Consider the following 21860-nt stretch of genomic DNA (forward strand, 5'->3'; position numbering starts at 1 on the left):
GAGGATGGGCATCATGCTCTCCTAGTGCGACGGCCTCACGCCGTCATCCGGCGGGATTCACTGATCGTGGCGGCGTGGCGTCCGGCGCAGCGTCATGCGGTGCGGCCTCCGTCTCGCGGGCGGCGGCTGGCCTGAGCCCGCCGCGGTGTCGGATGCGGCATCGGCGCCCTGACCTCTGAAGCGAAGCGGCGTGCGGCTCCCTCTGCGTCTTCGTCGGTGGGGGCCAGGTGGCCGTCGACCACTGTGATCACGTGCATGCCGGCTGCGCGGGCGGCGGTGACGCCGTCGGGAGCGTCGTCGACGGCCAGGCAGCCCTCTGGCGAGAGGTCGAGGCAGTGGGCAGCCGCGAGGTACAGGTCCGGGGCCGGCTTGCCGTGCGTGACGTCTTCTCGTGTGACGACGGCTGCGAACTCCCGCCTCAGGCCCAGAGCGTCGAGGCCGGGATGGACGAGAAGTCGGCTGGCGCCTGATGCCACGGCGCAGGGCAGTCCAGCACGGCGTGCGGCGTGCAAGAGCGAGACGACGCACGCGATGGGGGTGATGTTGTGCATGCCTGCCAGCAGGTGGGTTCGGCTCTGTCGGATGATCTCGGCGTGGGGTAGCTGCCGGCCGTGCGGTAGCGCGGCCAGCAGGTCGTGGATGGACAGGCCGACGTGTCGGCGATACCAGTCGTGGTCCAGGTCGAGGCCGTGCGGCTGCAGCGCCGCTCGCAGCGCCTGCTCGTGGCCGGGCGTCGTGTCGGCGAGGGTTGCGTCGAAGTCGAAGACCACAGCCTCGATGCCGTCGGGGACCGTAGGCGCGCAGTTCCTTGCTGAAGCCGGGCCCGGGCAGATCGAGGGACGGGCCGTCTCGTTCATGCCGGCGCCGATTCCGCGCGGCGGCCGCAGCACATGCACCGGGCACCCGGGCCCTGCCACGGCTCGCGCACGCAGCCCAGGCCGGTCCCGGCACCGCGGATCCACGCCCGGATCAGCTCGGCCGCCTCGTGCTCACCGACGCTGCGCCGGTCCACGACCCGGTAGCGTGCCGGATCGGTGGCGGCGAGCCGCTCGTAGAGCGTGCATGCCTCACGCATGAACGTGGCCTGCTCGGTTGTGAAGACGCACCGGTCGCGCCGCTGCGCGCGCACGACGGCCTCGCAGGCGTCGTCGGTGACGAGGATCGTGAGGCCAGGAAGGGGCCGGTAGGAGGACGCGAATTCCCGCAGGGCGGTTGCCGTCTCAAGAGCAGCGTCCGGGTCGTCGGGGTGCAGCAACAAAGCCTGGCACACCGCCGTGGTGTCGACGCTGCGGCCCTCGATGACGGCACGCCCGCTGGACAGCTCGGCAATGACGGTGTCCAGGTCATAGCGCTTGATGGCCAGCAGGATCAAAGCCTCGGCCATGGGGGTGCCCCCGCGCAGGAACGGGTCCCCTGCGCTGGCTTCGCGCAGGGAGCGGAGCAGGGCTTCGCCCAGTCCCGGGCGCCCGTTCGCTCGCTGGGAGAACCCGTCGAGCCTCAGCGGCTTGTCGTCGAGGGCTTCGACGGCGCGGTTGGTCAGATACGTCTTGCCGACTCCGGTGATGCCTTCGACGGAGATCAGCGGGCCGCGGGTGCAGGAATGTACCGGTGTGATCGTCATGCGGCAGGATCCGTTCAGGGGCGAGGACAGGGCCCCGCCGGAAAGGTCGTTTCGGCGGGGTTCGTCGGTGCTGGTTCCGGGGCGTCGCTCACGTGGCCCATGCGGTGGCCTCTGTGGCGATGACAGCGGCGTAGCGGTCGAGTGTGGTCTCGGTGTCGCGTTCGGTGAGGATGACGGCGAGCATGTGGTCGAGGATCTGGGCGGCGCCGCGGCATGGCCGGTCGCGGCCGGTGAACATGGGCCGGGCGTCGCAGGGGATGAGCCGGAAACTGCCGGTGGAGTTCGGCACTGCCTGCTGCGCGAGGTGTTCGGCGAACGCCCGGGGGTTCGGCAGGGCGATGTGAAGGAGCGGGGCGAAGCCGTTCCATTCCTCGCGCGTAGCTGGTGCGAGGGCGAGGAGGCCGGGTGTCTGCTCCAGGGCGTGCAGTAGGTGGCAGGTCTGTGCGCGGCGCAGTTCCACCAGGCTTGCCAGGCGGCGGAGGTTGGCCAGGGCGATCGCGGCGAGGGGGGCAGCGAGGCGGGAGTTGGTTGCCAGGCGGCTCAGCGGGGCCTCGCCCGAAGGAGCCGGCTGCCAGTGGCTGCGAAACGCGGTCGCGTGCTCTGCTATCTCGCGGCGGGCGGTGAGCAGGAAGCCGCCCTCGCCGCTCCACAGGATCTTGCCGTCCTTCATGCTGATGCAGCCGACGGTGCCGACCGTGCCGGCTCGCTGCCCGTCGCGCGCGGTGCCGGCGGCCTGCGCGGCGTCCTCGACGACGGCGAGCCCGTGCTCGGATGCGAACGCCGCCAGGGCCGCCGCATCTCCCATCCGGCCCCACAGGTGCACCGGGATGATCGCCCGGGTCTGTGAGGTGACCTTGCGGGCCGCGTCGTCGTAGTCCAGGTCCAAGGTGGCCGGGTCGCTGTCGATGAACACCGGCGTTGCTCCGAGGGCGCCCAGGGGCGCCACGGTCATGACGACGCTCAGCGCCGGCACGAGAACTTCGTCGCCGGGGCCGATGCCGCAGGCCGACAGCGCGGCGTGCAGGGCCGCGGTGCCGGAGGCGACCGCGACGGCGTACGGGACACCGAACGCCTCGGCCAGGTCGCGCTCCAGTTGCCCGGCGGCCGGGCCGCCGCTCGGGTCGGGCATCTGCTCGAGCGCGGCGGCGAGCTGATCTGCGAGCAGCTGTGCACCGCCGGGGAGCGCAGGCAGTGTCATTGGGTGGCCTCGGCGTTCAGTAGCCGCGGCATGTCCAGCACGAGCGGCCACATGTTCACGCAGTCTCGGCTGAACAGCGAGCAGTTCGTGCACGCGGGCCTCGTCGCGAAAAGCGTGCGCGCGTCGCCGTCGCGGATGGTGCGTCGCTGCTCAGGCGGGGTGGCGGCGATCCGGCGGTCGGACGGGCAGTCCCAGAGCGAGCCGTCGGGCTGGATGAAGAACAGGCGGGCGCCGCCGAAGCAGTCGGGCACATGCCCGCCTTCCTGAGTAGAGATCGCGGTGACAAAGCGCCGTGCGTAGGAGAGGTCCGGCAGCGCCACTCTGCCCGGTTCGTCGTAGAGACGATCGAGCTGCTCGGCCACGGCCCGCACGTCTTCGCGGCGGTGGGTCAGCTCCTCGAAGAGCTTGTGGTCGGGCGTCAGGGAGATTGGCTGGGGGACGTAGTAGTCCACGCCCAGCCGGCCGGCCAGATGGGCCATGTCGGTGATCTCCTGCGGGCGTTCCCGTATCACCACGGTGTAGATCCCCACCCGCGGCGCGTGCCGGTCGCCTCGGGCGGCCAGCAGGGCGCCGATACCAGCCAGGACATCGTCGTAGCCGAAGCGGCCCGACCGCGAGGGCCGCAGCCGGTCGTTGGTCTGCGCGTCCGCACTGTCCAGGGAGACCGAAACGCCGTCGACGCCGAGCGCGATGAGCCGTTCGGCCACCGGCGGGCGGGTGAGCGGGATCCCGTTGGTGGCGATCACGACCTGACAGCCTGCCTCCTTGATGAGTTCGATCACCTCCAGCGTGGGGGGCCAGTCCAGCGGTTCGCCGCCGGCGATGACCACCCGCTCGATCGGCGAGCCGGCCAGGGTTTGTGCGAACGCTTTGAGCGCCCGGGGCGGCAGGTCGGTACGAGACAGGTGCGACAAGACGCCGACCTCGTTGGGCGGAGCCTGTTTGTGCTCCTCGATCGTGCCGAAGTAGCAGTGCGGGCAGGCGAACCCGCAGGGCGAGCGCAGGCCCCAGAGCAGAGTTGCATCACGCGGCATGGTCAGCCTCCCGTTGCTTCACGAGGTCCTGCACGAGCGCGCCCACCGCGTCGGCGACGGCCTCAGCCGATCGCCCGGCGGTGTCGATCACGCTGTAGCGGTGGGGCTCAGCGGCGGCCAGCCCGGTGTAGAGCGCGTCGGCCTGCTCGATCACACGCAGGTCCTGCGGCGCCAGCGTCCGTCCGATCCGGTCGGCGAAGCGCCGCATGCACACCTCCCGGTCGCCGGTCAGCAAGATGGTGGCGTCGGGCGGGGGTAGCCACCGCGACACCGAGGAGAGCACGTGCCGGGCGACGTGCGCGGGATCGGCTTCTGGCACGTGCGCGCAGAGGATCGCGGCCTGGTAGACGGCGACGGTGTCGACGCCGCGGTCTTCGATGACCACCTCGCGCGTAGTCGGGTAGGCGGCGAGGCGTTCGATTTCGCGGATCTTCAGCGCGAGCAGGGCCAACGTCTCCACGACCGGGTGTCCGGTGCGCAGGCACACGTCGTCCTGCGCGGCCAAGGCGGAGATCACGCGTCCGGGCAGGGTGTCGCCGGGCTGGTCGGTGAGTTCGGCCAGCAGCAGGCACCGCTCGCCGAGAGCGGCGGCGAGCGCTCGGGCCGTGGTGGTTTTTCCGACGCCGTTGATGCCCTCGATGATCATTCGCAGCGGCCGGTCAGGGGCGGGCTCACGGCGCGGTGCGGGGACAGCGGCGGCACTCATGCGGGCCTCCGGCACACATACAGCAGCTCGGTCGCCTTCTTCGGCACCGACACTGCCGAGACCGTGTCCAGCAGCGCCCCAGGGACGCGCGCGGCCAGGTCGCGGTACCAGTCGGCCGCACCTTGCCCGTACCGTTCGGTGAGCTCGTCGGCCACCACGTCCGGTTCGGGCGGCAACAAGCCCATCACGTCCTCGACGACCAGGCCCGCCTCGCCGACGACCTGCTCCACCTCCTGCCGCGACCACTCGTAGACGTGGACGCGGTACTGCAGAGGCCGCGGTGGCGGGCCGAACGCCTGCGGTGTGGACAGCAATAGCACCCCGCCGGGCGCGAGTGCCTGCGCCGTGCTGCGCAGGCTGCGCGCACCGAGTTCGAAGGGCAGGTGCTCCAGCGCCGAGGTGTACAGCGCCACGTCGAAGGCGGGCAGCTGCGGCCAGGGCTCGGCCACATCGCACTCGACGAGCTCGACCGGGAAGAGCCCTCCGTAGGTCTCGCGCAAGAACGCGATCCGTTCTCGGGCCTCGTTCACGTTGTCGGAGCTGATGTCCAGCCCAACGTAGCGTTCGATCTGCGGCGTGTACCGGCGCAGCAGCGGCAGCGCCAGCCCGCGGCCGCAGCACACGTCCAGCACCTTCGCGCCCGGCGCGCACCGCTCGGCGGCAATGAGGTGCTGCATCAGGTTCATCAGCCCCGATGCTTTAGCCTCCCCGCGGTGCAGCGCCGCGTAGAAGTCATCCATCTGGTTGATGCTGTACGGGCCGATCATGGGGGTCTCGGGCCGGGTGCGGAACTGCTCGGGAAGCTGATCAGTGCTCGTGCTCATCGTTGCCCTCCCAGGGGAAGACCACCCACCCGTGGGTGATCGTGCCGATGTAGGTGACGCCAGCCTCAGCCGGGGGGCGGCCGGTCCAGTTGTCCTCGTTCACCACGCACACCGCGGTCCGAACCCGACTGGCTCCTGCGTCGGCGGCCAGTCGCGCCGCGGCGGCGAGGGTGTGCCCGGTGCCGGCGACGTCGTCCACGATCAGGACGTCTCGGCCGGTGAGGTCGCCCAGCGAGGCCGGGTTGACGGCCACTGGCTGCGGGGTCTTCGCGGCGTTGGTGCTGTCGTCTGTGGTGTGGGTTACCCCGACCCCCCGCACATCTCGCAGCCGGAGTTGGTGGGAGAGCCAGATGGCCGGTATGCCACCACCGCGCAGGACTGCCACCAGGGTCTGGGGAGCGCCGTCATCCCTTATCGCCTCGGCGATCCGGCTGACCAGCTCTTCCATTCGAGGCCACGTCAGGTGCGTGATTCCCCGATTGTCGCTACCGGTCGCCGTCGCTGGCAGGAGCGCGGCGGCATGCAGTCCGGAAACGGCACTTTGAGTGGGGGATGTGTCCGACATGAATGGCGCCTCGTTTCCTAGTAACCCTCGGGGCATTGACCAGCGTTGGTCGTCAGCGCCTGCGGGCGTCGGCGAACGCGAGGACGTGCAGGCGCTGGGGATGCCGGAAGGCATCACCGCTGAGGGGCTGATCGCCATCACGCTGTTCCCCGCTGGCCGGCGGTGGTGAGGGTGAGGAACTGCTGGGAGAGCAGCGGGTCGGTCTTGAACCGGCCGCCGGCCTGCACGGTGGACGTGCGGGCCCTCTCCATCCGGACGCCGCGCATGCTCATGCACAGGTGCACGCCGTGCACCGTGACGGCCACGTCCTGGCTGCCGATGGCGGCTGCTACCTCATCGGCGAGCTGGCGGGTGAAGCGCTCCTGCATCTGCAGGCGCCCGGCGTGGTGCTGCGCGATCCGGCCGAACTTCGACAGCCCCAGGACAGTGCCGTCGGCGAGGTAGCCGACGTGCGCGTCCAGCTGCATGGGCAGCATGTGGTGCTCACACAGGGACCACACGTTCAGTCCCCCGACCACGACCAGCTGGTCACTGGCGTGGGTCTCGGTGAAGCATGTCGCCATCGCCGAGGGGTCCGGCGCCAGGAAGTCGCGCCACCAGGCCGCGACGCGGGCCGGCGTGCCCGCCAATCCTTCCCGGGCGGGGTCCTCACCGAGCGCAGCGAGGAGCTGGCCGATCAAATCCGCGATTCGCTCGGTATCGACCGGTCCCGGCGCGGCAGGGCCGGTCTGCGGCGGCAGGGCGGTGCTCTCACCGCTCACCGGGCTGTAGAGGGCGTGGGTCATGGACTGCGCCTCGCTTCCAAGGGGCTGGGGAAACAGGGGGTGAGCAAGGAGGGGGCGGGTCAGCGTCCGCGCCTCTCGGCGAACGCCAGGACGTGCAGGCGCTGAGTGAAGTACCAGCGGCGGGCCGCGACAGCGTCTGCGAGCACCCGGGTGGCCGCGATCAGGTCCTGCGGCGTGGTGCCCTCGGGCATCACGTACACCGGGTCCAGGCCGTACCGGTCCACCAGGGCGCCGATCTCATCCAGCTCCGCCACGGTGCGGGTGACGAACTTGAACACGGCCCGGCCGCTCGCCACGAACGCCTCCAATACGGCCGGTTTGATCCGCCTGTCCTCCTCGACATCGGAGTTGGCGAGCTTGGGAGAGACGTTGAAGCAGACGCCGTCGACCAGCAGCGCCGGGTCGGGGGCAATGGTGCCGTTCGTCTCGAACTCCACCCGCTTGCCTGCGGCCAGCAGCCCCCGCACCAGCGGGATCAGGGACGGCTGCTGGATCAGCGGCTCGCCGCCGGTGATGACGACCAACTTCACAGCTGATGCGAGTGCCCACGCGAGGAGGTCGGCCACCGTCTGTCGCGTCGACTCTTTGTGCGGGTCGAAGCGGGACCAGTCCCACGTGTACGTGGTGTCGCACCAGCTACAGGTCAGGTTGCACCTCGACAAGCGGATGAACAGGGCCGGGACGCCGCAGCTGGGGCCCTCACCCTGAAAGGTCGGCTTTTCGACGCCGAAGCACTCGGCGACGATCAGCCGGAACTCCTCATCGCTGCCTGTGAGCGCCACCGCGTCGGCACCTGCGGACGTCATCGCTGCTCCACGTCGAAGCGAGCCCAGCTGCGCTGCGTCTCGCGGACCCCGATAGCGACCAGCCGGCCGGGAATCTCCGGCTCGACGTTCTGGATGAACCATCCGGCCAGGAACCGGGCCAGGTGCTCCGAGGTCGGCTCGAAGGGCAGGATCTCGTCGAGGTTGTGGTGGTCGAGCTCGTCGTCCAGGAACTTCTTGAACAGCGACAGGGCCCCGAAGTCGGTGACGAAGCCGGGGGCCTGCAGGGCAGGGGCGGTGAGAATGACCTCGACCTGATAGCTGTGTCCGTGCTGCTGCGAGCACTTGTGCCCGGGTGGGAGGCTGGGCAGCCGGTGCCCGGCCTCGAAATCGAAGGTCTTGCCGATGGTGAACGCGCCGGAGGGGGGTGGCACCGAGCTGAAATCCATGGACTTCCCTCTCGGGGGTCGGTGATATGGGCGGTCTGAGGGCCACACGACAGGTGAGCGGACGGACTATGCCCCGTATGCGGATGTGTCGGGATGCTGGTTGAGGATGTCGTCCACGAGGCGACGGTCGATGTTGAAGCGCAGGATGTGGTGATCAGAGACCGCCGGCCGGATGTGGGCGCAGTGTCCGTCAGCGTGCAGTGGGGTGTGCCAGAGCCGGACAGCCGGGAGCTCTTGGCGCACCGATTCAGAAACCGCGATCAACAACAGCTCGGCGCCGTCGTTGACCACTTCGGTGAGGCCAAGCGGCCCGGCGAGCGGATCAATGGATAGAAAGTCGGTTTCTTCGAGATGTGCAGTTCGCACCTGATCTCCTCTGGCCGAGATCCCACATGAGCCGATGGAAACGGCTTTGCTTCTCCCGGAGCGAGACGATGGGCTTGAGCCGCCTGGGCCCCGCGGTCGTCGCAGAAGCGGCGGTGGCCGCTCTGGCTCAGGTTCGGTCAGTGCCCTTCTTCAAGTGGGAGACCTTCACATCACCTCGGCGACGGGAGAAGGCACAGATGGACGTGCATGCGAGGGTGTGTGCCCATCATGTGAGGCTTGCGTGTCCTTGTGCGGTTGATGACGTACCGGCGATCAGCGCTTACCTTGAGGTTCGAGCTGAGCCATTCCGTCCCGCCCGGGCAGCAAAGGGGCACAGGTGAACAAGCCGGTGACCAATCACGGACTGGAAGACCTCCTGGCCGAGGCCGCCTTCGACCGTTCCCACGCCGCGTTTGCCCGCCAGGTCAATCAGGCCGGCGCCCAGGAGTACGGGCTGATCTTGAAATACGACGGGGCATCGGTGTACTGGTGGCTGCGCGGCCGCCGTCCCGAACAGCCCGTCCCAGAGCTCATCGCCATGATCCTGGCGGCGCGCCTGCACCGGCAGGTGAACGTCACCGAGCTCGGCTTCACCGGTCGCGATCGTGAACAGGACGGGTTACTGTTCCCCACCACCGTGCCCGAGGCGGTCGAGACAGTCGCGACATTGTGGCGCCGATTCGGGCGGCGAGGACGGCCGACGACGAGCGCGTCGTTCGTCACCGCGGCGGCGATCGAGGCCGGGTGGCGCTGGCACTTCGACCCCCCAGACTCCACGGTCGCCCATGCGACGGGGCACCGGGTCACCGGTCAAGACGTGGAGGCGCTGCGCGGCTGCTTCGATCAGTTCCTCGAACTCGACCGGCGGCACGGCGGCGGCCACGCCCGGACCTTCCTGGCCGATTTCCTCAGCCGCGACGTCGCCCCCATGCTGCGCGGCTCCTACACCGACCCGATCGGCAGAGAGCTGTTCGCCGTGGCCGCCGAGCTGACCGGCATGGTGGGGTTCATGTCCTACGACATTTCCGAACAAGGCGCCGCCCAGCGCGCGTTCATCCAAGCGCTGCGGCTGTCCAAGGCATCGGGCGACCGCACCTACGGTGCGCACATCCTGGCCAACCTTGCCACCCAGGCCGTGTTCCTCAACCTTCCTGGCGAAGCCGTCCGCCTGTCGCGGGCGGCCACCGAGGGCGCGGGGCGGTGGCCTGTCCCCGCGGTCTCGGCCCGGCTGCTGAGCAGCCAGGCCACCGCGTACGCGATCGCCGGGGACCTGCGGGGCTTTCGGACCACGATCGGCCAAGCCGAGCATGCGCTCAACCGTTCGAACGGAACCGGCCCGTCCTGGGCGCGCTACTTCGGTCCCGCTCACCTGGCCGGAAGCGCCATGCGCTCGTTGCTCGACCTCGGCCGGCCCGAAGAGGCGTTGACGTTCCACCACCAGGTCATGGATTTGGCGCCGGGCAACGTCCGCACTCGCGCCCTGCACACCGCGCTCACCGCGACGGCCCACGCCCAGGCGGGCCGGATCGACGCCGCCGCCCATCTCGCCCTTGAAGCGCTCGGCCTGGCCCACCGCATCCGATCCGAACGCGTCCACGCCCGGATCATGCTTCTGGCCGCGACCCTTGCGCCCTACCGGCCGGTACCCGAGGTCACCATGTTCCTGGAACAGGTCGCCGTCCCGAACTGAAGCCACTGACGAAGATCGGCGAGCTCACGCCCACCGACATGCTGGAGTAGCGTGAAAGGGGTGACCTACCTGGAACCCAAGGACTGGTATCCCACCCTCCCAACCGTCTACCTGTCGGTGGTCGTATTACTCACCGACGATCGCGACCGGGTTCTGATGGTCAAACCCAACTACCGGCCCTACTGGGCCATCCCCGGCGGCATCATCGAACCCGGCGAATCCCCGCACGAATGCGGCGAACGCGAAGTCGTCGAAGAAGTCGGGTTGAAGATCCAAGCCCGGGAACTGCTGGTTGTGGACTTCGCCCCGGCCCTAGGCGACCGGCCCAAGCCGATGGTCAACTTCCTGTTCGACGGCGGCACCGTCACCGACCCAGGCCTGATCCGGGTAGAGAGCGCCGAACTCGACGGCTTTGGGTTTTTCACCTGGGAAGAAGCCGAGACCAAGTTGCCCGCCAACACCGCCGCCCGTATCCCTGCCGCCCGCCGAGCCCGTCAACAACAGCAGACGATCTATCTCCCCGCCCCAGCTTGAACAAGCTGCGACGTCTCGGATGCCGGCCACCGTGTCATCACGGTCTTCGGTTGCGGCGGAGATCGCGACAGAACCAAGCGCGCCCCCATGGGGAAGATCGCCGGAAAGCACTCCGATGTGGTGGTGGTCACCAGCGACAACCCTCGTAGCGAAGATCCCGAGACCATCATGGATCAGATCATCACCGCGGTCGCCGCGACCGGCACCCAGTATGCGCGGATCACCGACCGCGGAGCGGCGATTGAGTGGGCGCTGGCCGTAGCCGAGCCCGGCGACATCGTGCTGATCGCAGGCAAGGGCGCGGAGAAGTACCAGATCATCGGCGAGCGGACCATCCACTTCGACGACATGGAGACCGTCCGGAGACTGGCGGCCGGTCCGCTGACCTCCTGAAGGCACATCAGAGCAGGCGGCCGACGAAAAGCGACGCAGATGGTGTGAACCCTGGGCGCGTCGGAACGGCCATGTGATCAGATGCGGTCATGAGAACGAGCACCTACTCCTGCACAGGCAACAGCGCCGATGGTCAGCCGCACACCGGCGGGATGAAGCACACCGGTGGACGGAGGCGATCAGTGGCCGCCTCCTGCCAGCAGCTTTGAGATGATTCCGGACCCGCACCGCCGCAAAGGCGCCGCACAGCTTGGTGCATCTCGCCCCGGCGACGTCGGGCCGTTCGGGATGCGTGAGCTCTTTCCCAGTCCTGAAAAGGCGTTTATCGACGTTGCGGTGCTGCTGGGGGCCGCGGGAGGGCACATACAGGCCGACTACGCCGACGCTGGATCCATCGTCGAGCTCGGTTCGACCGTTGACGGCCTGTGCGGCCCATCCAGCTACCTGGAGGCTTCGCCAGAGTGACGACCCGGCCCACTCCGCTGACAACCAGCGATTTTCTCAAAAAGCGCGCCCAGGACAAGGAACGTCAGGAGCTTCGCGGCGGCGACGCGGCCGCGTTTCGGCGGTTGGAGGACCGGGAGTTCAGCCGCTTGTTGTCCAGGGCGTGCGCGGACGGCCTGTGGCCCGGGGCGTTCGCCGCCGAGGTCACCCGGCGGGCCGGGGCGGGCCGGTTGCGGACGCGGGACCTGCGGGCTCTTTTGCTGGACGGCACGGCTGCGCACGCGCAGATGCAGCCGGCCCGGTCGGCCGCGTGGACGGCGCTGGCCTTGGCTCCAGAGCACGCCACCGCCGTTCTCACCTCACACGCCCAGGCGGTGAAGACGGTGTTCGTGCTGCGCAAGCTACCGGCCAGGGACGGGTTGGGCCGCTTCGGGGCACAGGCCGGGTGGCGTACGCCCGACGGGTTCGCCCACGGCATCGCCGCCTACGCCGACCAGCGCAAGACGGCCCAGCACCGGGCCGCGGTGAGCCTGCTCGGGCATCTGTGCGCGGTTCAGCCGGTGGTGCAGGAGTCAGGCGATGGCGCGGAATGGGAACCGGTCGCAGTCGGCGACAACGCGTCCGTGGCGCTGGCGGGTGCGCTGTCCGCGGACGGCTTTCGCGCGCAGCTTCAGCAGGTGTGCGTACAAGCCGCCGTGGCGCCGGCCTTGGTGGCGGAGATCGCGGCCCGGGCCAGGGCCGGTGTGCTGGACCCGCGTGATGTGTACCTCGTGCTCTTCCAGGCGCCGGCGCCGCAGTGGGAACCGGCCCGCCGGGCCATCATGGACTCGATCGCCGTCGGCGAAGGGTTCGCACCGGCGATCCTCAATCTCCACGCGGCCGCTGCCGGGCAGCCCACCCCGGTTTATGAGGACACCGTCATCCCTGGAGCCACCCAGGAGACGACGCGGTTCCAGACGAGGGTGACCTACGACCCCGGCACCGGTCCCCTGCACGCCGACAGCGCGCCGGAGCGCTCGAAGAGGCACGCCCGGCGCTCGGCCGCGGTCGCCGTCTTGGCCCAGCTGGCGGGGCTGGCGCTGCCGGAGCCCTCGCAGGTACCGGAGCAGGGGACCTCGGTGGGGCCGCTTCCGCCTGACAAGAATCCGATCAGCGCGTTGAACGAGCTCGCGCAGATCGAGCTGATCACCGACGTGGCCTTCGAGGTCTCGCCCGGGTTCAGCGGCAAACAGCCGCTGTTCACCTGCCAGGCCACCTGCCGCTCCAAGGGCCGCGACCTCGAGGCGGCGGGAAGTGGGCTGAGCAAGGGCGCGGCCCGCGAGCAGGCGGCCCGCGCGCTGCTGGCCCTGATCGTCGCCGACGATGAGCCCCGGCCAGCCGCACCGGTCCAGGCGGTGCCCGCGATCAAGCCACTGGCTCCAGGCAAGGACCCCCTCGGCGCGCTGAACTCCTTGCGGCAGACCGGCGTCATCACCGACGTCGAGCCGGACTACTCGACCACCGGCCCGGCGCATCGGCGGGTGTTTCAGTGCACCCTGTCGTGCCGCTACCAGGACCAGACGGTTCAGGCGCAGGGGCGCGCGCCGAGCAAGCGCGCCTCCTATCAGGTCGCCGCGCGGGCGCTGCTCGCCCGTCTCGCGCTGGTACCCGCCAGCCCGGTCGCGCACGCCGACAACGCCGAGGACGCGGCGCCGGAGCCGGCCACGCCCGCGTTCGTGCCGCACCCGCGCACCGCGCCTGCTGCGGGAACGCCCGCCCAGACGCTGCTGGCCGTGCGGCTGCTGGAGTCCGTCCTTCGGGCGGGTGCCGCGGTGAGTGCGGACCTGAGCGGCAGCGCCGCCCGGATGGTGATCTACCACCCTGACGGCAGCTCTCTGCCCGACACCGACCCGCCCGCGCCGCTGCGGGCGGAAAACGTCGAGCTGGTGCTGCCCGGGATGGGCGTCGGAGTGCGCGCCGCATCGGTCCCGGTGTGGCCGGTGCCGCTGAGGCTGCTGGCCGGGGTGCTGGCCCGGCTGGCCGATGACGGCCTGCACCCCAGTACGCAGACATGGCGGGCCGTCATCCGCCTGGGCCTTGAAGCCATCGCCGATGAGCGCGTGTACCCGGGCACCGACTCCGCCGGCCGCGACGCCTGGCACCTGGGGCCCCTGACCTCAGGGCAGCAGGCCATCGCTGCCGATCTCGCCGAGGCGATGCCCCCGTACGCGCACTGCGTCCCGGCCGCCCGCACCCCCTACCAGCTGTGGGCGCCGCGCATCGTGGTGCGTCGCGTCCTGGACGCTTTGGCTGATGCGGTCGTGCGTGGCCCGGGAACCGCGTACGCACTCGGCGCAGCCCCCTACACCGCCCCCTCCCCGCGCCCCCAGAGCCTGGACCTGGTCGCATGGACGGACCAGATCGACACGATTCTCGACCCGCGCCCGCCGCTCGGCCTGGTCGTGACGATCAAGCCACCGCCCGCCAACAGCCCCGGCGACACCGAACTGCTGTGGGCGGTGCTGCGGATCAAGACCACCTCGCCGGGCGGCGAGTCCCGGCTCGTCGACGCCGCCACGTACCTGCCCGAGCACGGCGCCGACCCGCTCCAATTGGAGAGGGTCCGCCGGTCTTTGCGCGCTGCTGCCCGCCTTTGGCCGCCGCTGCAGCGACTCCTGGAGCAAGACCACCCGGCCAGGTTCACCGTGCATGCCGCCGAAGCCGCGCTCCTGCTCGGCGAGATGGGCCAGAACCTGGCCCGATACGGCATCGAGATCACCTGGCCCGAGCAGTGGGCCCGCGCCCTGGGCGTGCGCGCGCTGATCGGCACCCGCCACGCCCCCGAGGCCGGCGAGCCCGCCTTCGGTCTGGACAACGTCCTGGACTTCCGCTGGCAGCTGACCGTCGACGGCGACGGCCTGACCGATGCCGAGATGGACACCCTCGCCACCGCCGGCCGCGCCCTGGTCCACCTGCGAGGCCGCTGGCTGCTGGTCACCGCGCAAACCGCCCGCCGCGCAGCTGGCCGCGACCTTGGCATGCTCCCCGCGGCCGAGGCACTGACCGCGGCCTTGACCGGCAGCCTCACCGTCGACGGTGACCTGGTGGCGTGTGAGCCGACCGACGCGCTCGCCGATCTGGTGGAGTTCCTGCGCGTCGGCTCCTACCAGCCCATCCCCGCGCCCGCCGCGCTGAAGGCGACGCTGCGCGACTACCAGGCGCGAGGATTGGCCTGGCTGGCCAACCTCACCCGCTTTGGCTTCGGCGCGTGCCTGGCCGACGACATGGGCATCGGCAAGACCATCACCGCTATCGCCTTGCACCTGCACCGCCGCGAGCAGGCTGAACGCGCCGCCCCAACCCTGGTCATCTGCCCGGCCTCCATGCTCGCCACCTGGGAGCGCGAGATCACCCGCTTCGCCCCGGCCACCCCCACCCGCCGCTACCACGGCGAAGGCCGCACCCTTGAGGGCCTGAGCGGCGACGAGGTCGTCATCACCACCTACGGCACCCTGCGACGCGACGCCGACATCCTTGCCGCGCAAAGCTTCGACCTCGCCATCGCCGATGAGGCCCAGCAGGTGAAAAACCACCGCTCGCTGACCGCCCGGCAACTGCGCCGGCTGAGCGCCAAAGCCCGGGTCGCGCTGACCGGCACCCCCGTCGAGAACGGCCTCATGGATGCCTGGTCGGTCCTGGACTGGACCAACCCCGGCCTGTTCGGCAGCCCCCGCACCTTCAACGACCGCTACGCCCGTCCCATCGAGCACGACCCCGACGGCGATGAGGCCCGTCGCCTAACCCGCGTGCTGGCCCCCTTCATGCTCCGGCGCCGAAAAAGCGACCCGCACATCCTCAAGGAACTGCCCGCGAAGGTCACCACCCGCCGTTATGTGACCCTCACCCTCGAGCAGGTCAGCCTTTACGAGGCGGTGGCTCGCCAGGCGATGGAGCAGATCCGCGCCGCCCAGCCCGGCGAGCGCCGCGCCCTGGTCCTCACCCTGATCACGCACCTGCGCCAGATCTGCAACACCCCGGCCCACTACCTGCGCGAGATTCCCGACCCACATCGCTACGACCCACAGGTCGAGCGGCGCCGCTCGGGCAAGCTCACCGCCCTCGACGAGCGCCTGTCCCCGATCACCGCGGGGGGCGAGTCGGCGCTGGTGTTCACCAACTACGCCGCCATGGGCCAGCTGCTGGTGACCCACCTTCGCGCCCAAGGTATCGACCCGTTGTTTCTGCACGGCCAGATCCCGCCCGGCAAGGCCCGCCAGGACCTCGTCGACGCCTTCCAGGCCCGCCGCAACCCGGTCATGATCCTCACGGTGAAGGCGGGCGGCACCGGTCTGACTCTGACCGAGGCCGGCCACGTCGTCATGTTCGACCGGCCCTGGAACCCCGCCGTGGAGGACCAGGCCATCGACCGAGCCCACCGCATCGGCCAGGCCCGCATCCTGGAAGTACATCTGATGCAGACCGAGTTGACGATCGAGGACCGCATCGACACCTTTCTGGAAGGCAAGCGCGCCTTGGCCGACGCCGTCCTGGCGAGCGGAGAGACCGCGCTCGCCGACCTCTCAGACACCGAACTCGCCGAACTCATCGCCCTGGGAGCCCGCTCGTGACCGACGCCACCTCACCGTGGGCGCTGGCCTGGGAGACGGCGCACAATCAGGCCACCGCCAGCCCTGCCACTCTCCTGCTGGGCTACACCATCTACCAGGCCGGCGGCGTCCCCGCGGGCCTGGACTCCCAGCCTGGACAGATCAGTACCCTCATCACCCCCCGCCATGGCGAACCCGCCCGCGCCACTATCCGCATCGCCCCGCTCAGCGAGGAGGAACAGCAGGCACTGGCCGCGGCCCTGACCCGCAGCCGCCATAAGGGCGCCCTGTTGAAGGGCCAGCTACCCGCCGAACTCGCCGACCCCGCCCACACCGGCGACGTCCCCCTCGCCCCCGGCGCCGCCCAGGTGAGGTTCGCCTGCGACTGCCGGCAAGCGCCGTGCCAGCACACCGCCGCCCTCGGACACGCTCTCACCCAGCGCCTGAACGCCAACCCTTCCCTGCTGATGACCTTGCGCGGCCTTCCTCACCGGCACCTGATCGGTCTTCTTCAAGCGCCGGACCCCGCCGCCGTGGCGGCGCCCGAAAAGCACGACCGGCCCCGCATACCGCCACGCCCGGCGGGCCCCTACATCGCCGCCCACCAGGCATATCGAAACTGGGACGACAGCGCACCGCCCCTTCCCGCGCGCGAAGTCGCCGCCGTCGGCGACGCGTCCGCGGCGAGCTTCGCGGCGATGGGGTTGCCCGAGCCACCGGCACCCGCACCCTCGCTGCAGTTGCTTGGCCACCTTGTGACCGAAGCCGCCCGCCAGGCCCAGCAGCTCTTGGCCGAAGGCACCCTGCTCGAGACGGACCCGGTCGCCGACGCCGTGCGTCTGACCGCTTCCCTACCGGCCGGGAAGCGTGCCGAGAACGTGGCCTACCGGCTCGACATGGAGCCACAAGCCTTCCACCGGCTCCTGAAAACCTATGCGCTGGCCGGCGCCCCCGGCGTCCGCGCCACCCTCCACCTCTACCCAGACGACCCCCAGATCCTCCAGCAGGCCGCCGCGGCCATCAACCCGCTGCGCCCGGAGGCGGCCGCTGCGCTGGCCATCGCCGACAACCGCGTCACCGACCCCAGCGCCGACATTGAGATCCGCCACGGACATGATGACGGCAGATGGTACCCCTTCGCCGCCACCGGTCACGACTGGCAGCTCATCGCCCTTTCTAGCGACGACCCGGCCGGCGCCTACCACAACGCGCTCACCGCCCTGTACGCCCGCACCCGCCCACAATGTTGAAAGCCCACGACCATATCGCCCCACCCACCGTGGGCGGCCTTGCGCAACCTTCGGACATGCGTGGACAGGTGGCTGCTTGAGCGACACCGAGCCCCCCTTCGCTGAGCATGTTCCTCACGATCAACCGAACCACCCGGGCTGACCAGCGCGGGGTGGAGGGCCGCCCGCGGAAGCTAGACGTGGCCGCACACCCCTCAGGTACGAGAAGGCGTTAACAGCCGGCCGAGACCGGCCCGGCCGGGAGATTTCGCCGTTGTCTCCCGGCCGCCCCTCGTCTCGAGTGCACCACTTCGGCGGGCTCGGCGATCTCAAACTTTCAAGCTTGAAAGCCCCCGGTTGCTCCCCTTCTTCTTGGGAGGAGCATCGCCTGGCTTGGGCGATCAACCCGGTTGGCGGCTGGTAGCACGGCCACCCTCGCTAGTGGTCGACCTCATGCAGGTGTCAGCCTCCGGTATCACGGTCCAGCTGAGGCGACAGCGGGGGCCGAGGTCACCTGGCGGACGTCGCCGACGCACGCGGTGACGGCGGCACCGGCGAGCACCAGGGCGGCGCACCCCCACAGCACCGGCCGTACCCCGACCAGCTCAGACAGCGGGCCAATGATCGCGTAGGCGACCGGCACGAGAACGGTACCGAGCGCCGCGGTCGTGGCCAGGATCCGGCTGAGCTGAGCGTCGGGAATGACGGCTTGGAGGTGGGACGTCCAGCTCACCATCTGGAGGGTGCCGGCGGCGCCGGTCGCCCCTGCGGCCCCGGCGATCACCGGCAGGGGTGCCCCGGCGGCCATGCTCACCAGCAGCAACCCCACAGAGATCGCGGCCGCGCAGCCGATGAGGCCGACCCGGGCCGGGCGCAGCAGGAGCGCGCTGAGCGATCCGATCCCAAGGCCAATGCCGGTCGCGGAGTTGATGAGACCTAAGCTGAGCGCCCCGTCCAGATACCGGGTGGCGTAGATAGGCTCCAAGATCGTTATGCCTGCCCAGCAGGCCCCGGTAATCATGCTGAGCATGGTGAGAACCCACAGCCAGCGGCGGGAGACGAATGCCGCCCAGCCGTCGGTCAGGTCCATCCAGAACCGCCGTCGGCCTGAGGCCTGCATGGGCGGTAGCCGTAGCGTGCAAAACACCGCAGCTGAGACGGCGTAGGTGAACGCATCCCAGGCCAGCACCCAGTGAGCCGCGCTGACGGTGATCACGAACCCGGCCAGCGTGGGCCCGACGACGGCGACGATGTTGCTGGCGATCTGAATTAAGGCATTGGCATCGACGAGCATCCGGCGGGCGACGAGGCTCGCCAGCGCGCTCTTCATCGCGGGCTGAAAAAACGCGGTCGTCGCGCCGGTCAGCACCCCCAGCGCGGCCAGCGTGGTCACCGTGGCGGCTTCAGTCGCCACCAACACCGCCGCTACCGTCTGGGTCAGGGCATTGATGATCTGACAGCCGATAATGATGCTCAAGCGAGGAAGCCGATCGGCCAGCCCCCCGGCCACCGGCGTCACCACCAGAAAAGCAAGAAGCTCGACCAGCAAGACGGCACTAAGAGCTGCCGCTCCGCCACCCCCCTCGATCACCGCGAAGGCCAGCCCAAGGGGGGCCACCGTCGTCCCCAGGGTGGAGGCCAGCCGGGCTGCGGCGTAACGGCGGTAAGCGGCGTTGGTCTGCAGCAATTCCGCCGAACTGGCCAAGCGGTGGGTTATCACGCTCTCCTCCGAGACATCGGCGACCGGCTCGTCGTCCTACAGCCGCGGACTCTGTGCCAGGGAAGCGTAGAGCGGCGGGTAGCTCGCGCGTCGCGGCCGCAGCGACGAACACGATCACCGCTGATCTCGCGTGGCGCGGATCAAGCAGCAGGAGGTCGGGTCGTCGTCAGCGTCGCTGTTGATGTGGTCGACGGAGGTGACCGCCAAGCCGTGCTCGGCAAGGAGCCGCCTCCACAGGGTGGGCGTGAGTACCCAGCGATACACCGTGTCGGGTGCTTGGCCGGTGATCTGCAACCGCTGCGGTGACGGCTCGACGGTCTGCGATGGCCCGTGGCCGCGGTAGTTCGTGTGCAGCACGGAGGCGGCCAGCAGGCCGCCCGGCCGCAACGTCGTGAAGACACCCGGCAGCAGCAGGGATGGAGGGGTGAAGCACAGGGCTCCGTGGATACTGATGATCACATCGAACGTGTCGGCCTGCTGGAGGTAGTCGACGGCATCGGCCCGCACCAGCGTCAAGCCCGGGACCGAGCCGTAGAAGGAGACGGCCCGCTGGTATTGGGCGAGCGAGCTTTCGACCCCGGTGACGTGCGCGTGATGGTGGTGGGCCAGGTGGGCGGCGTACCGGCCGGTACCGCAACCCAGCTCCAGCACCCGGCGGCCCGCCAGCGGACCCAGTACCTCCGTTCCGGGCCCTGCGGTGCCGAAAGCCCATCGGATGGTGTCTGGGATCGGAGGAGCGGCCGTTTTCTTGCGGAGGTGGTGGCTGCCGTAGCGGTCCCATGCCTGTGTGTTCGCTGTTTGAGGTCCGGTCATCGTCTCATGTCCTCTTGTGCGGAGGGATTCGCGCGGTCTTGTTGCAAGAGCCATAGGTCGCGGAACAGGCCGGGCCGGGCCGTCAGCTCGCAGAACGTTCCCTCAGCGCTGACGCGCCCGCTTTCCAACACCACGATGCGGTCGGCAACGATCGTGTTGGCGAGGTTGTGGGTGACCAGCACGATCGCCCGATGCTCCGCGAGCTGGCGCAACCCGGTGAAGATCCGGTGTTCGGCGCGCGCGTCCAGGTCGGAGGTGGGCTCGTCCATCACCAGCAGGCCTGCGTCGCGGTGGATCGCCCGGGCGGCCGCGATGCGCTGCCATTGGCCCGATGAGAGAGCCTGGCCTCCCCACCATTCCCGCGCCAAAAGTGTGTTCAGGCCGCTGCGCAGCGTCGCTATCACCGCGTCGGCGCCGCTGGCATCGGCTGCGCGCCGTACGGCGTCATCGGCCTCAGGCTGGGGTTGGCCGAGTTGGATGTTCTCCCGGGCGGTCATGGGCCAGCGGGCGAACTCCTGCGGTACGACCGCACACTGTTTCCATAGGGCGTGCGGATTCAGCTCGCGGGTGCTGATGCCGTCCCAGACGACGTCACCGCTGGCGGGCAGGTTCAGGCCGGACAGCAGTTTCAACAAGGTGGTCTTGCCGGAGCCGTTCTCGCCCACCACGGCGACGATCTCTCCCTGCCGGACGGTGAAGTCCACCTCGAACAAGGTGTCGTGGTCGGCCTCGGGGTAGCGGTAGGTGACGCGGTGCAGGACCACCTGCCGAGGGCGGTCCGGCACAATGTTGCCCCGGTCCAGGCGTTGCCCGGCGGCCTCGGTGATGAAGGACTCCCAGTCGTCCATGTACCGGCCGGTGCGCATGAGATCGGATCCGTATCCGACGATGCCATGTAGTCCGCCGCCGGCTGAGCGCAGGGCGAAGACCAGTGTGCCGGCTGCGGCCGCGCCGATATGGCCGGCGCCGAGCAGGAAGATCACCCCGGCCCACATCAACGCTGAGGCCAGGCCGCTGACGGCGGACCCCACAAAGCTGATCTTGGCGCGTTGCCAGGCGGCTTGGTCGTTGGTGTGGTCCACCCGCGCGCCGCTGGCCCGGTATTTGTCCAGAAGATAGGGGGCCAGGGTGTCGGTGCGGATCTGGTCGGCCTGGTCTTTGTGGGTCAGGTGCCAGCGCAGCATGTTCAGCATGCGGCGATCATGGAATGTTCTCAGCGTCGCCAGGTAGGCGACTCGCTCGCCGGTGACCGAGGCCAGCGCTTGTGGCACCGCGGTCAGCACGAGCAGCGGCAGCAGGATCGGAGCCAGCGTCGCGATGACCGCGGCCGCGGCGATCAGCGTGGCCAGGCTGGAGACCAGGTTCTGGGACTGGCCGATCATGTCCCGGCTGACCTCGACGCCCCGGTCGGCCTTGTCGTAGCGGTCGTTGAAGCCCGGGTGGTCGTAGGCGGCCATCTCGGCGTTGGTGGCCGCGTGGAGCATGCGGTACTCCGCCTCCCGAGAGATCCGCGGCCCCAACCGGTTCGACAGGCCCTGAATCGCGATGCCCAAGACCGCGCGCAGGCCGGCCGCCCCGGCCAGGACCAGCACCGACGGCAGGGCCACGTGCAGGTGCGCGGGATCGTGGGCGGATTGGATCAGCGCGCTGAGCGCCGCGGTGGTGGCGAACAGGCCCAGCGCCTCCATCAGGCCCGAGAGGACTTGGCAGGCCAGCAGGGCGATCGTCGAACGCCGGTCCACGGCCCAGGCTAGAGCGAAGGAGCGGCGTACCAGTTGCGGCAGGCGGCTGCTCAAGCTGCGTCCGGTCAGGTGCTGAGCCAGCTCAGCGCTGTCTCCGCCGCTGTAGGTGAACCTCAGCTGTTCGTCGTGCTGTTGGGGGGTGGTGTCGGTGACGGCTGTCTCATCAGCCATGTCAGCGGCTCCTGCTTCGGGATTGGGAGATGCCTGCCGGTGAAAGTGCGCTGCTCAGGCTGGTGAAGGGCTTCTCATCGGATGGGGGGAGGCATCGGGTAAGGCCGTTGTGTCTTACCCGATGGGGTACGCGGTTCGGCAGAGCGGTTGCGCGGATTCGCGGTGCCGGCTCTGCCGATGTACAGGAACGCATCACCTCTCATACCGTGACAGTCAGCTTTCATGG

General features: G+C 69.6%; 20 protein-coding genes. 6 read left to right on the forward strand and 14 right to left on the reverse strand.

Annotation, left to right across the window (positions count from 1 at the left end; all coding sequences use genetic code 11):
- Positions 1–92: 92 nt before the first annotated feature.
- The 11 genes from ACQP0P_RS00520 to ACQP0P_RS00570 form a co-directional block, all read right to left on the reverse strand.
- Entirely contained in the window at positions 93–857 is a 765-nt protein-coding gene (locus ACQP0P_RS00520; RefSeq protein ID WP_433358833.1) for an HAD family hydrolase, read from the reverse strand.
- Positions 854–1621 carry a thymidylate kinase gene (locus ACQP0P_RS00525; protein ID WP_433358834.1) on the reverse strand — a complete coding sequence of 256 codons (768 nt, stop codon included), beginning with the start codon at positions 1619–1621 and terminating at the stop codon, positions 854–856. The genes ACQP0P_RS00520 and ACQP0P_RS00525 overlap by 4 nt, the downstream gene beginning before the upstream one ends.
- A gap of 88 nt (positions 1622–1709) precedes the next feature.
- A complete protein-coding gene (locus ACQP0P_RS00530) occupies positions 1710–2819 on the reverse strand; it encodes an aminotransferase class I/II-fold pyridoxal phosphate-dependent enzyme (protein WP_433358835.1) in 1110 nt (369 codons plus the stop codon).
- On the reverse strand, positions 2816–3853 hold the full coding sequence (locus tag ACQP0P_RS00535; RefSeq protein WP_433358836.1) for a radical SAM protein: 1038 nt from the start codon (positions 3851–3853) through the stop codon (positions 2816–2818). The genes ACQP0P_RS00530 and ACQP0P_RS00535 overlap by 4 nt, the downstream gene beginning before the upstream one ends.
- Complete coding sequence (locus ACQP0P_RS00540; protein WP_433358837.1) at positions 3843–4559, reverse strand: thymidylate kinase; 717 nt, start codon at positions 4557–4559, stop codon at positions 3843–3845. The genes ACQP0P_RS00535 and ACQP0P_RS00540 overlap by 11 nt, the downstream gene beginning before the upstream one ends.
- Entirely contained in the window at positions 4556–5383 is an 828-nt protein-coding gene (locus ACQP0P_RS00545) for a class I SAM-dependent methyltransferase (protein ID WP_433358838.1), read from the reverse strand. The genes ACQP0P_RS00540 and ACQP0P_RS00545 overlap by 4 nt, the downstream gene beginning before the upstream one ends.
- Positions 5367–5831, reverse strand: a complete 465-nt coding sequence (locus ACQP0P_RS00550) for a phosphoribosyltransferase (RefSeq protein ID WP_433358839.1) — start codon at positions 5829–5831, stop codon at positions 5367–5369. Before ACQP0P_RS00550 ends, ACQP0P_RS00545 begins: the two co-directional genes overlap by 17 nt.
- Positions 5832–6085: 254 nt before the next feature.
- Entirely contained in the window at positions 6086–6733 is a 648-nt protein-coding gene (gene folE / locus ACQP0P_RS00555) for a GTP cyclohydrolase I (protein ID WP_433358840.1), read from the reverse strand.
- Positions 6734–6792: 59 nt separating this feature from the next.
- Complete coding sequence (locus ACQP0P_RS00560; protein WP_433358841.1) at positions 6793–7539, reverse strand: 7-carboxy-7-deazaguanine synthase QueE; 747 nt, start codon at positions 7537–7539, stop codon at positions 6793–6795.
- Positions 7536–7946, reverse strand: a complete 411-nt coding sequence (locus tag ACQP0P_RS00565; RefSeq protein WP_433358842.1) for a 6-pyruvoyl trahydropterin synthase family protein — start codon at positions 7944–7946, stop codon at positions 7536–7538. The genes ACQP0P_RS00560 and ACQP0P_RS00565 overlap by 4 nt, the downstream gene beginning before the upstream one ends.
- Before the next feature lie 66 nt (positions 7947–8012).
- Positions 8013–8312, reverse strand: coding sequence for a hypothetical protein (locus tag ACQP0P_RS00570; protein ID WP_433358843.1), 300 nt, complete (start codon positions 8310–8312; stop codon positions 8013–8015).
- A gap of 349 nt (positions 8313–8661) precedes the next feature.
- On the opposite strand from ACQP0P_RS00570, the gene ACQP0P_RS00575 reads away from it, so the two are divergent.
- The 6 genes from ACQP0P_RS00575 (at position 8662) to ACQP0P_RS00600 (ending at position 17209) form a co-directional block, all read left to right on the forward strand.
- The gene (locus tag ACQP0P_RS00575) at positions 8662–10002 is read left to right on the forward strand and encodes a hypothetical protein (protein ID WP_433358844.1); all 1341 of its coding nucleotides are present in this window, start codon (positions 8662–8664) and stop codon (positions 10000–10002) included.
- A gap of 60 nt (positions 10003–10062) precedes the next feature.
- Positions 10063–10536 (forward strand): NUDIX domain-containing protein, encoded by a 474-nt coding sequence (locus ACQP0P_RS00580; protein ID WP_433358845.1) that lies wholly within the window; start codon positions 10063–10065, stop codon positions 10534–10536.
- 87 nt (positions 10537–10623) lie between these two features.
- Entirely contained in the window at positions 10624–10929 is a 306-nt protein-coding gene (locus ACQP0P_RS00585; RefSeq protein WP_433358846.1) for a glutamate ligase domain-containing protein, read from the forward strand.
- 165 nt (positions 10930–11094) lie between these two features.
- Positions 11095–11394, forward strand: coding sequence for a hypothetical protein (locus ACQP0P_RS00590; RefSeq protein WP_433358847.1), 300 nt, complete (start codon positions 11095–11097; stop codon positions 11392–11394).
- Positions 11391–15980 carry an SNF2-related protein gene (locus ACQP0P_RS00595; protein ID WP_433358848.1) on the forward strand — a complete coding sequence of 1530 codons (4590 nt, stop codon included), beginning with the start codon at positions 11391–11393 and terminating at the stop codon, positions 15978–15980. The genes ACQP0P_RS00590 and ACQP0P_RS00595 overlap by 4 nt, the downstream gene beginning before the upstream one ends.
- Positions 15977–17209, forward strand: a complete 1233-nt coding sequence (locus tag ACQP0P_RS00600; protein ID WP_433358849.1) for a hypothetical protein — start codon at positions 15977–15979, stop codon at positions 17207–17209. The genes ACQP0P_RS00595 and ACQP0P_RS00600 overlap by 4 nt, the downstream gene beginning before the upstream one ends.
- A gap of 454 nt (positions 17210–17663) precedes the next feature.
- Here the strand turns inward: ACQP0P_RS00600 and ACQP0P_RS00605 are convergent, their stop codons facing one another.
- The 3 genes from ACQP0P_RS00605 to ACQP0P_RS00615 form a co-directional block, all read right to left on the reverse strand.
- The gene (locus tag ACQP0P_RS00605) at positions 17664–18893 is read right to left on the reverse strand and encodes an MFS transporter (protein WP_433358850.1); all 1230 of its coding nucleotides are present in this window, start codon (positions 18891–18893) and stop codon (positions 17664–17666) included.
- Between the two features lie 129 nt (positions 18894–19022).
- Positions 19023–19721, reverse strand: a complete 699-nt coding sequence (locus ACQP0P_RS00610; RefSeq protein ID WP_433358851.1) for a class I SAM-dependent methyltransferase — start codon at positions 19719–19721, stop codon at positions 19023–19025.
- Positions 19718–21634 carry an ATP-binding cassette domain-containing protein gene (locus ACQP0P_RS00615; RefSeq protein WP_433358852.1) on the reverse strand — a complete coding sequence of 639 codons (1917 nt, stop codon included), beginning with the start codon at positions 21632–21634 and terminating at the stop codon, positions 19718–19720. Before ACQP0P_RS00615 ends, ACQP0P_RS00610 begins: the two co-directional genes overlap by 4 nt.
- Positions 21635–21860: the final 226 nt, after the last annotated feature.

It is taken from the genome of Streptosporangium sp. CA-115845 (genome assembly GCF_050943795.1).
Classification (GTDB): domain Bacteria; phylum Actinomycetota; class Actinomycetes; order Streptosporangiales; family Streptosporangiaceae; genus Streptosporangium.

What these genes read in the sequence shown, in the direction of transcription:
- ACQP0P_RS00520 (WP_433358833.1), bottom strand. Translation starts at nt 857, where the DNA reads ATGAACGAGACGGCCCGTCCCTCGATCTGCCCGGGCCCGGCTTCAGCA.
- ACQP0P_RS00525 (WP_433358834.1), bottom strand. Translation starts at nt 1,621, where the DNA reads ATGACGATCACACCGGTACATTCCTGCACCCGCGGCCCGCTGATCTCC.
- ACQP0P_RS00530 (WP_433358835.1), bottom strand. Translation starts at nt 2,819, where the DNA reads ATGACACTGCCTGCGCTCCCCGGCGGTGCACAGCTGCTCGCAGATCAG.
- ACQP0P_RS00535 (WP_433358836.1), bottom strand. Translation starts at nt 3,853, where the DNA reads ATGCCGCGTGATGCAACTCTGCTCTGGGGCCTGCGCTCGCCCTGCGGG.
- ACQP0P_RS00540 (WP_433358837.1), bottom strand. Translation starts at nt 4,559, where the DNA reads ATGAGTGCCGCCGCTGTCCCCGCACCGCGCCGTGAGCCCGCCCCTGAC.
- ACQP0P_RS00545 (WP_433358838.1), bottom strand. Translation starts at nt 5,383, where the DNA reads ATGAGCACGAGCACTGATCAGCTTCCCGAGCAGTTCCGCACCCGGCCC.
- ACQP0P_RS00550 (WP_433358839.1), bottom strand. Translation starts at nt 5,831, where the DNA reads ATGGAAGAGCTGGTCAGCCGGATCGCCGAGGCGATAAGGGATGACGGC.
- folE (WP_433358840.1), bottom strand. Translation starts at nt 6,733, where the DNA reads ATGACCCACGCCCTCTACAGCCCGGTGAGCGGTGAGAGCACCGCCCTG.
- ACQP0P_RS00560 (WP_433358841.1), bottom strand. Translation starts at nt 7,539, where the DNA reads ATGACGTCCGCAGGTGCCGACGCGGTGGCGCTCACAGGCAGCGATGAG.
- ACQP0P_RS00565 (WP_433358842.1), bottom strand. Translation starts at nt 7,946, where the DNA reads ATGGATTTCAGCTCGGTGCCACCCCCCTCCGGCGCGTTCACCATCGGC.
- ACQP0P_RS00585 (WP_433358846.1), top strand. Translation starts at nt 10,624, where the DNA reads ATGGGGAAGATCGCCGGAAAGCACTCCGATGTGGTGGTGGTCACCAGC.
- ACQP0P_RS00610 (WP_433358851.1), bottom strand. Translation starts at nt 19,721, where the DNA reads ATGACCGGACCTCAAACAGCGAACACACAGGCATGGGACCGCTACGGC.
- ACQP0P_RS00615 (WP_433358852.1), bottom strand. Translation starts at nt 21,634, where the DNA reads ATGGCTGATGAGACAGCCGTCACCGACACCACCCCCCAACAGCACGAC.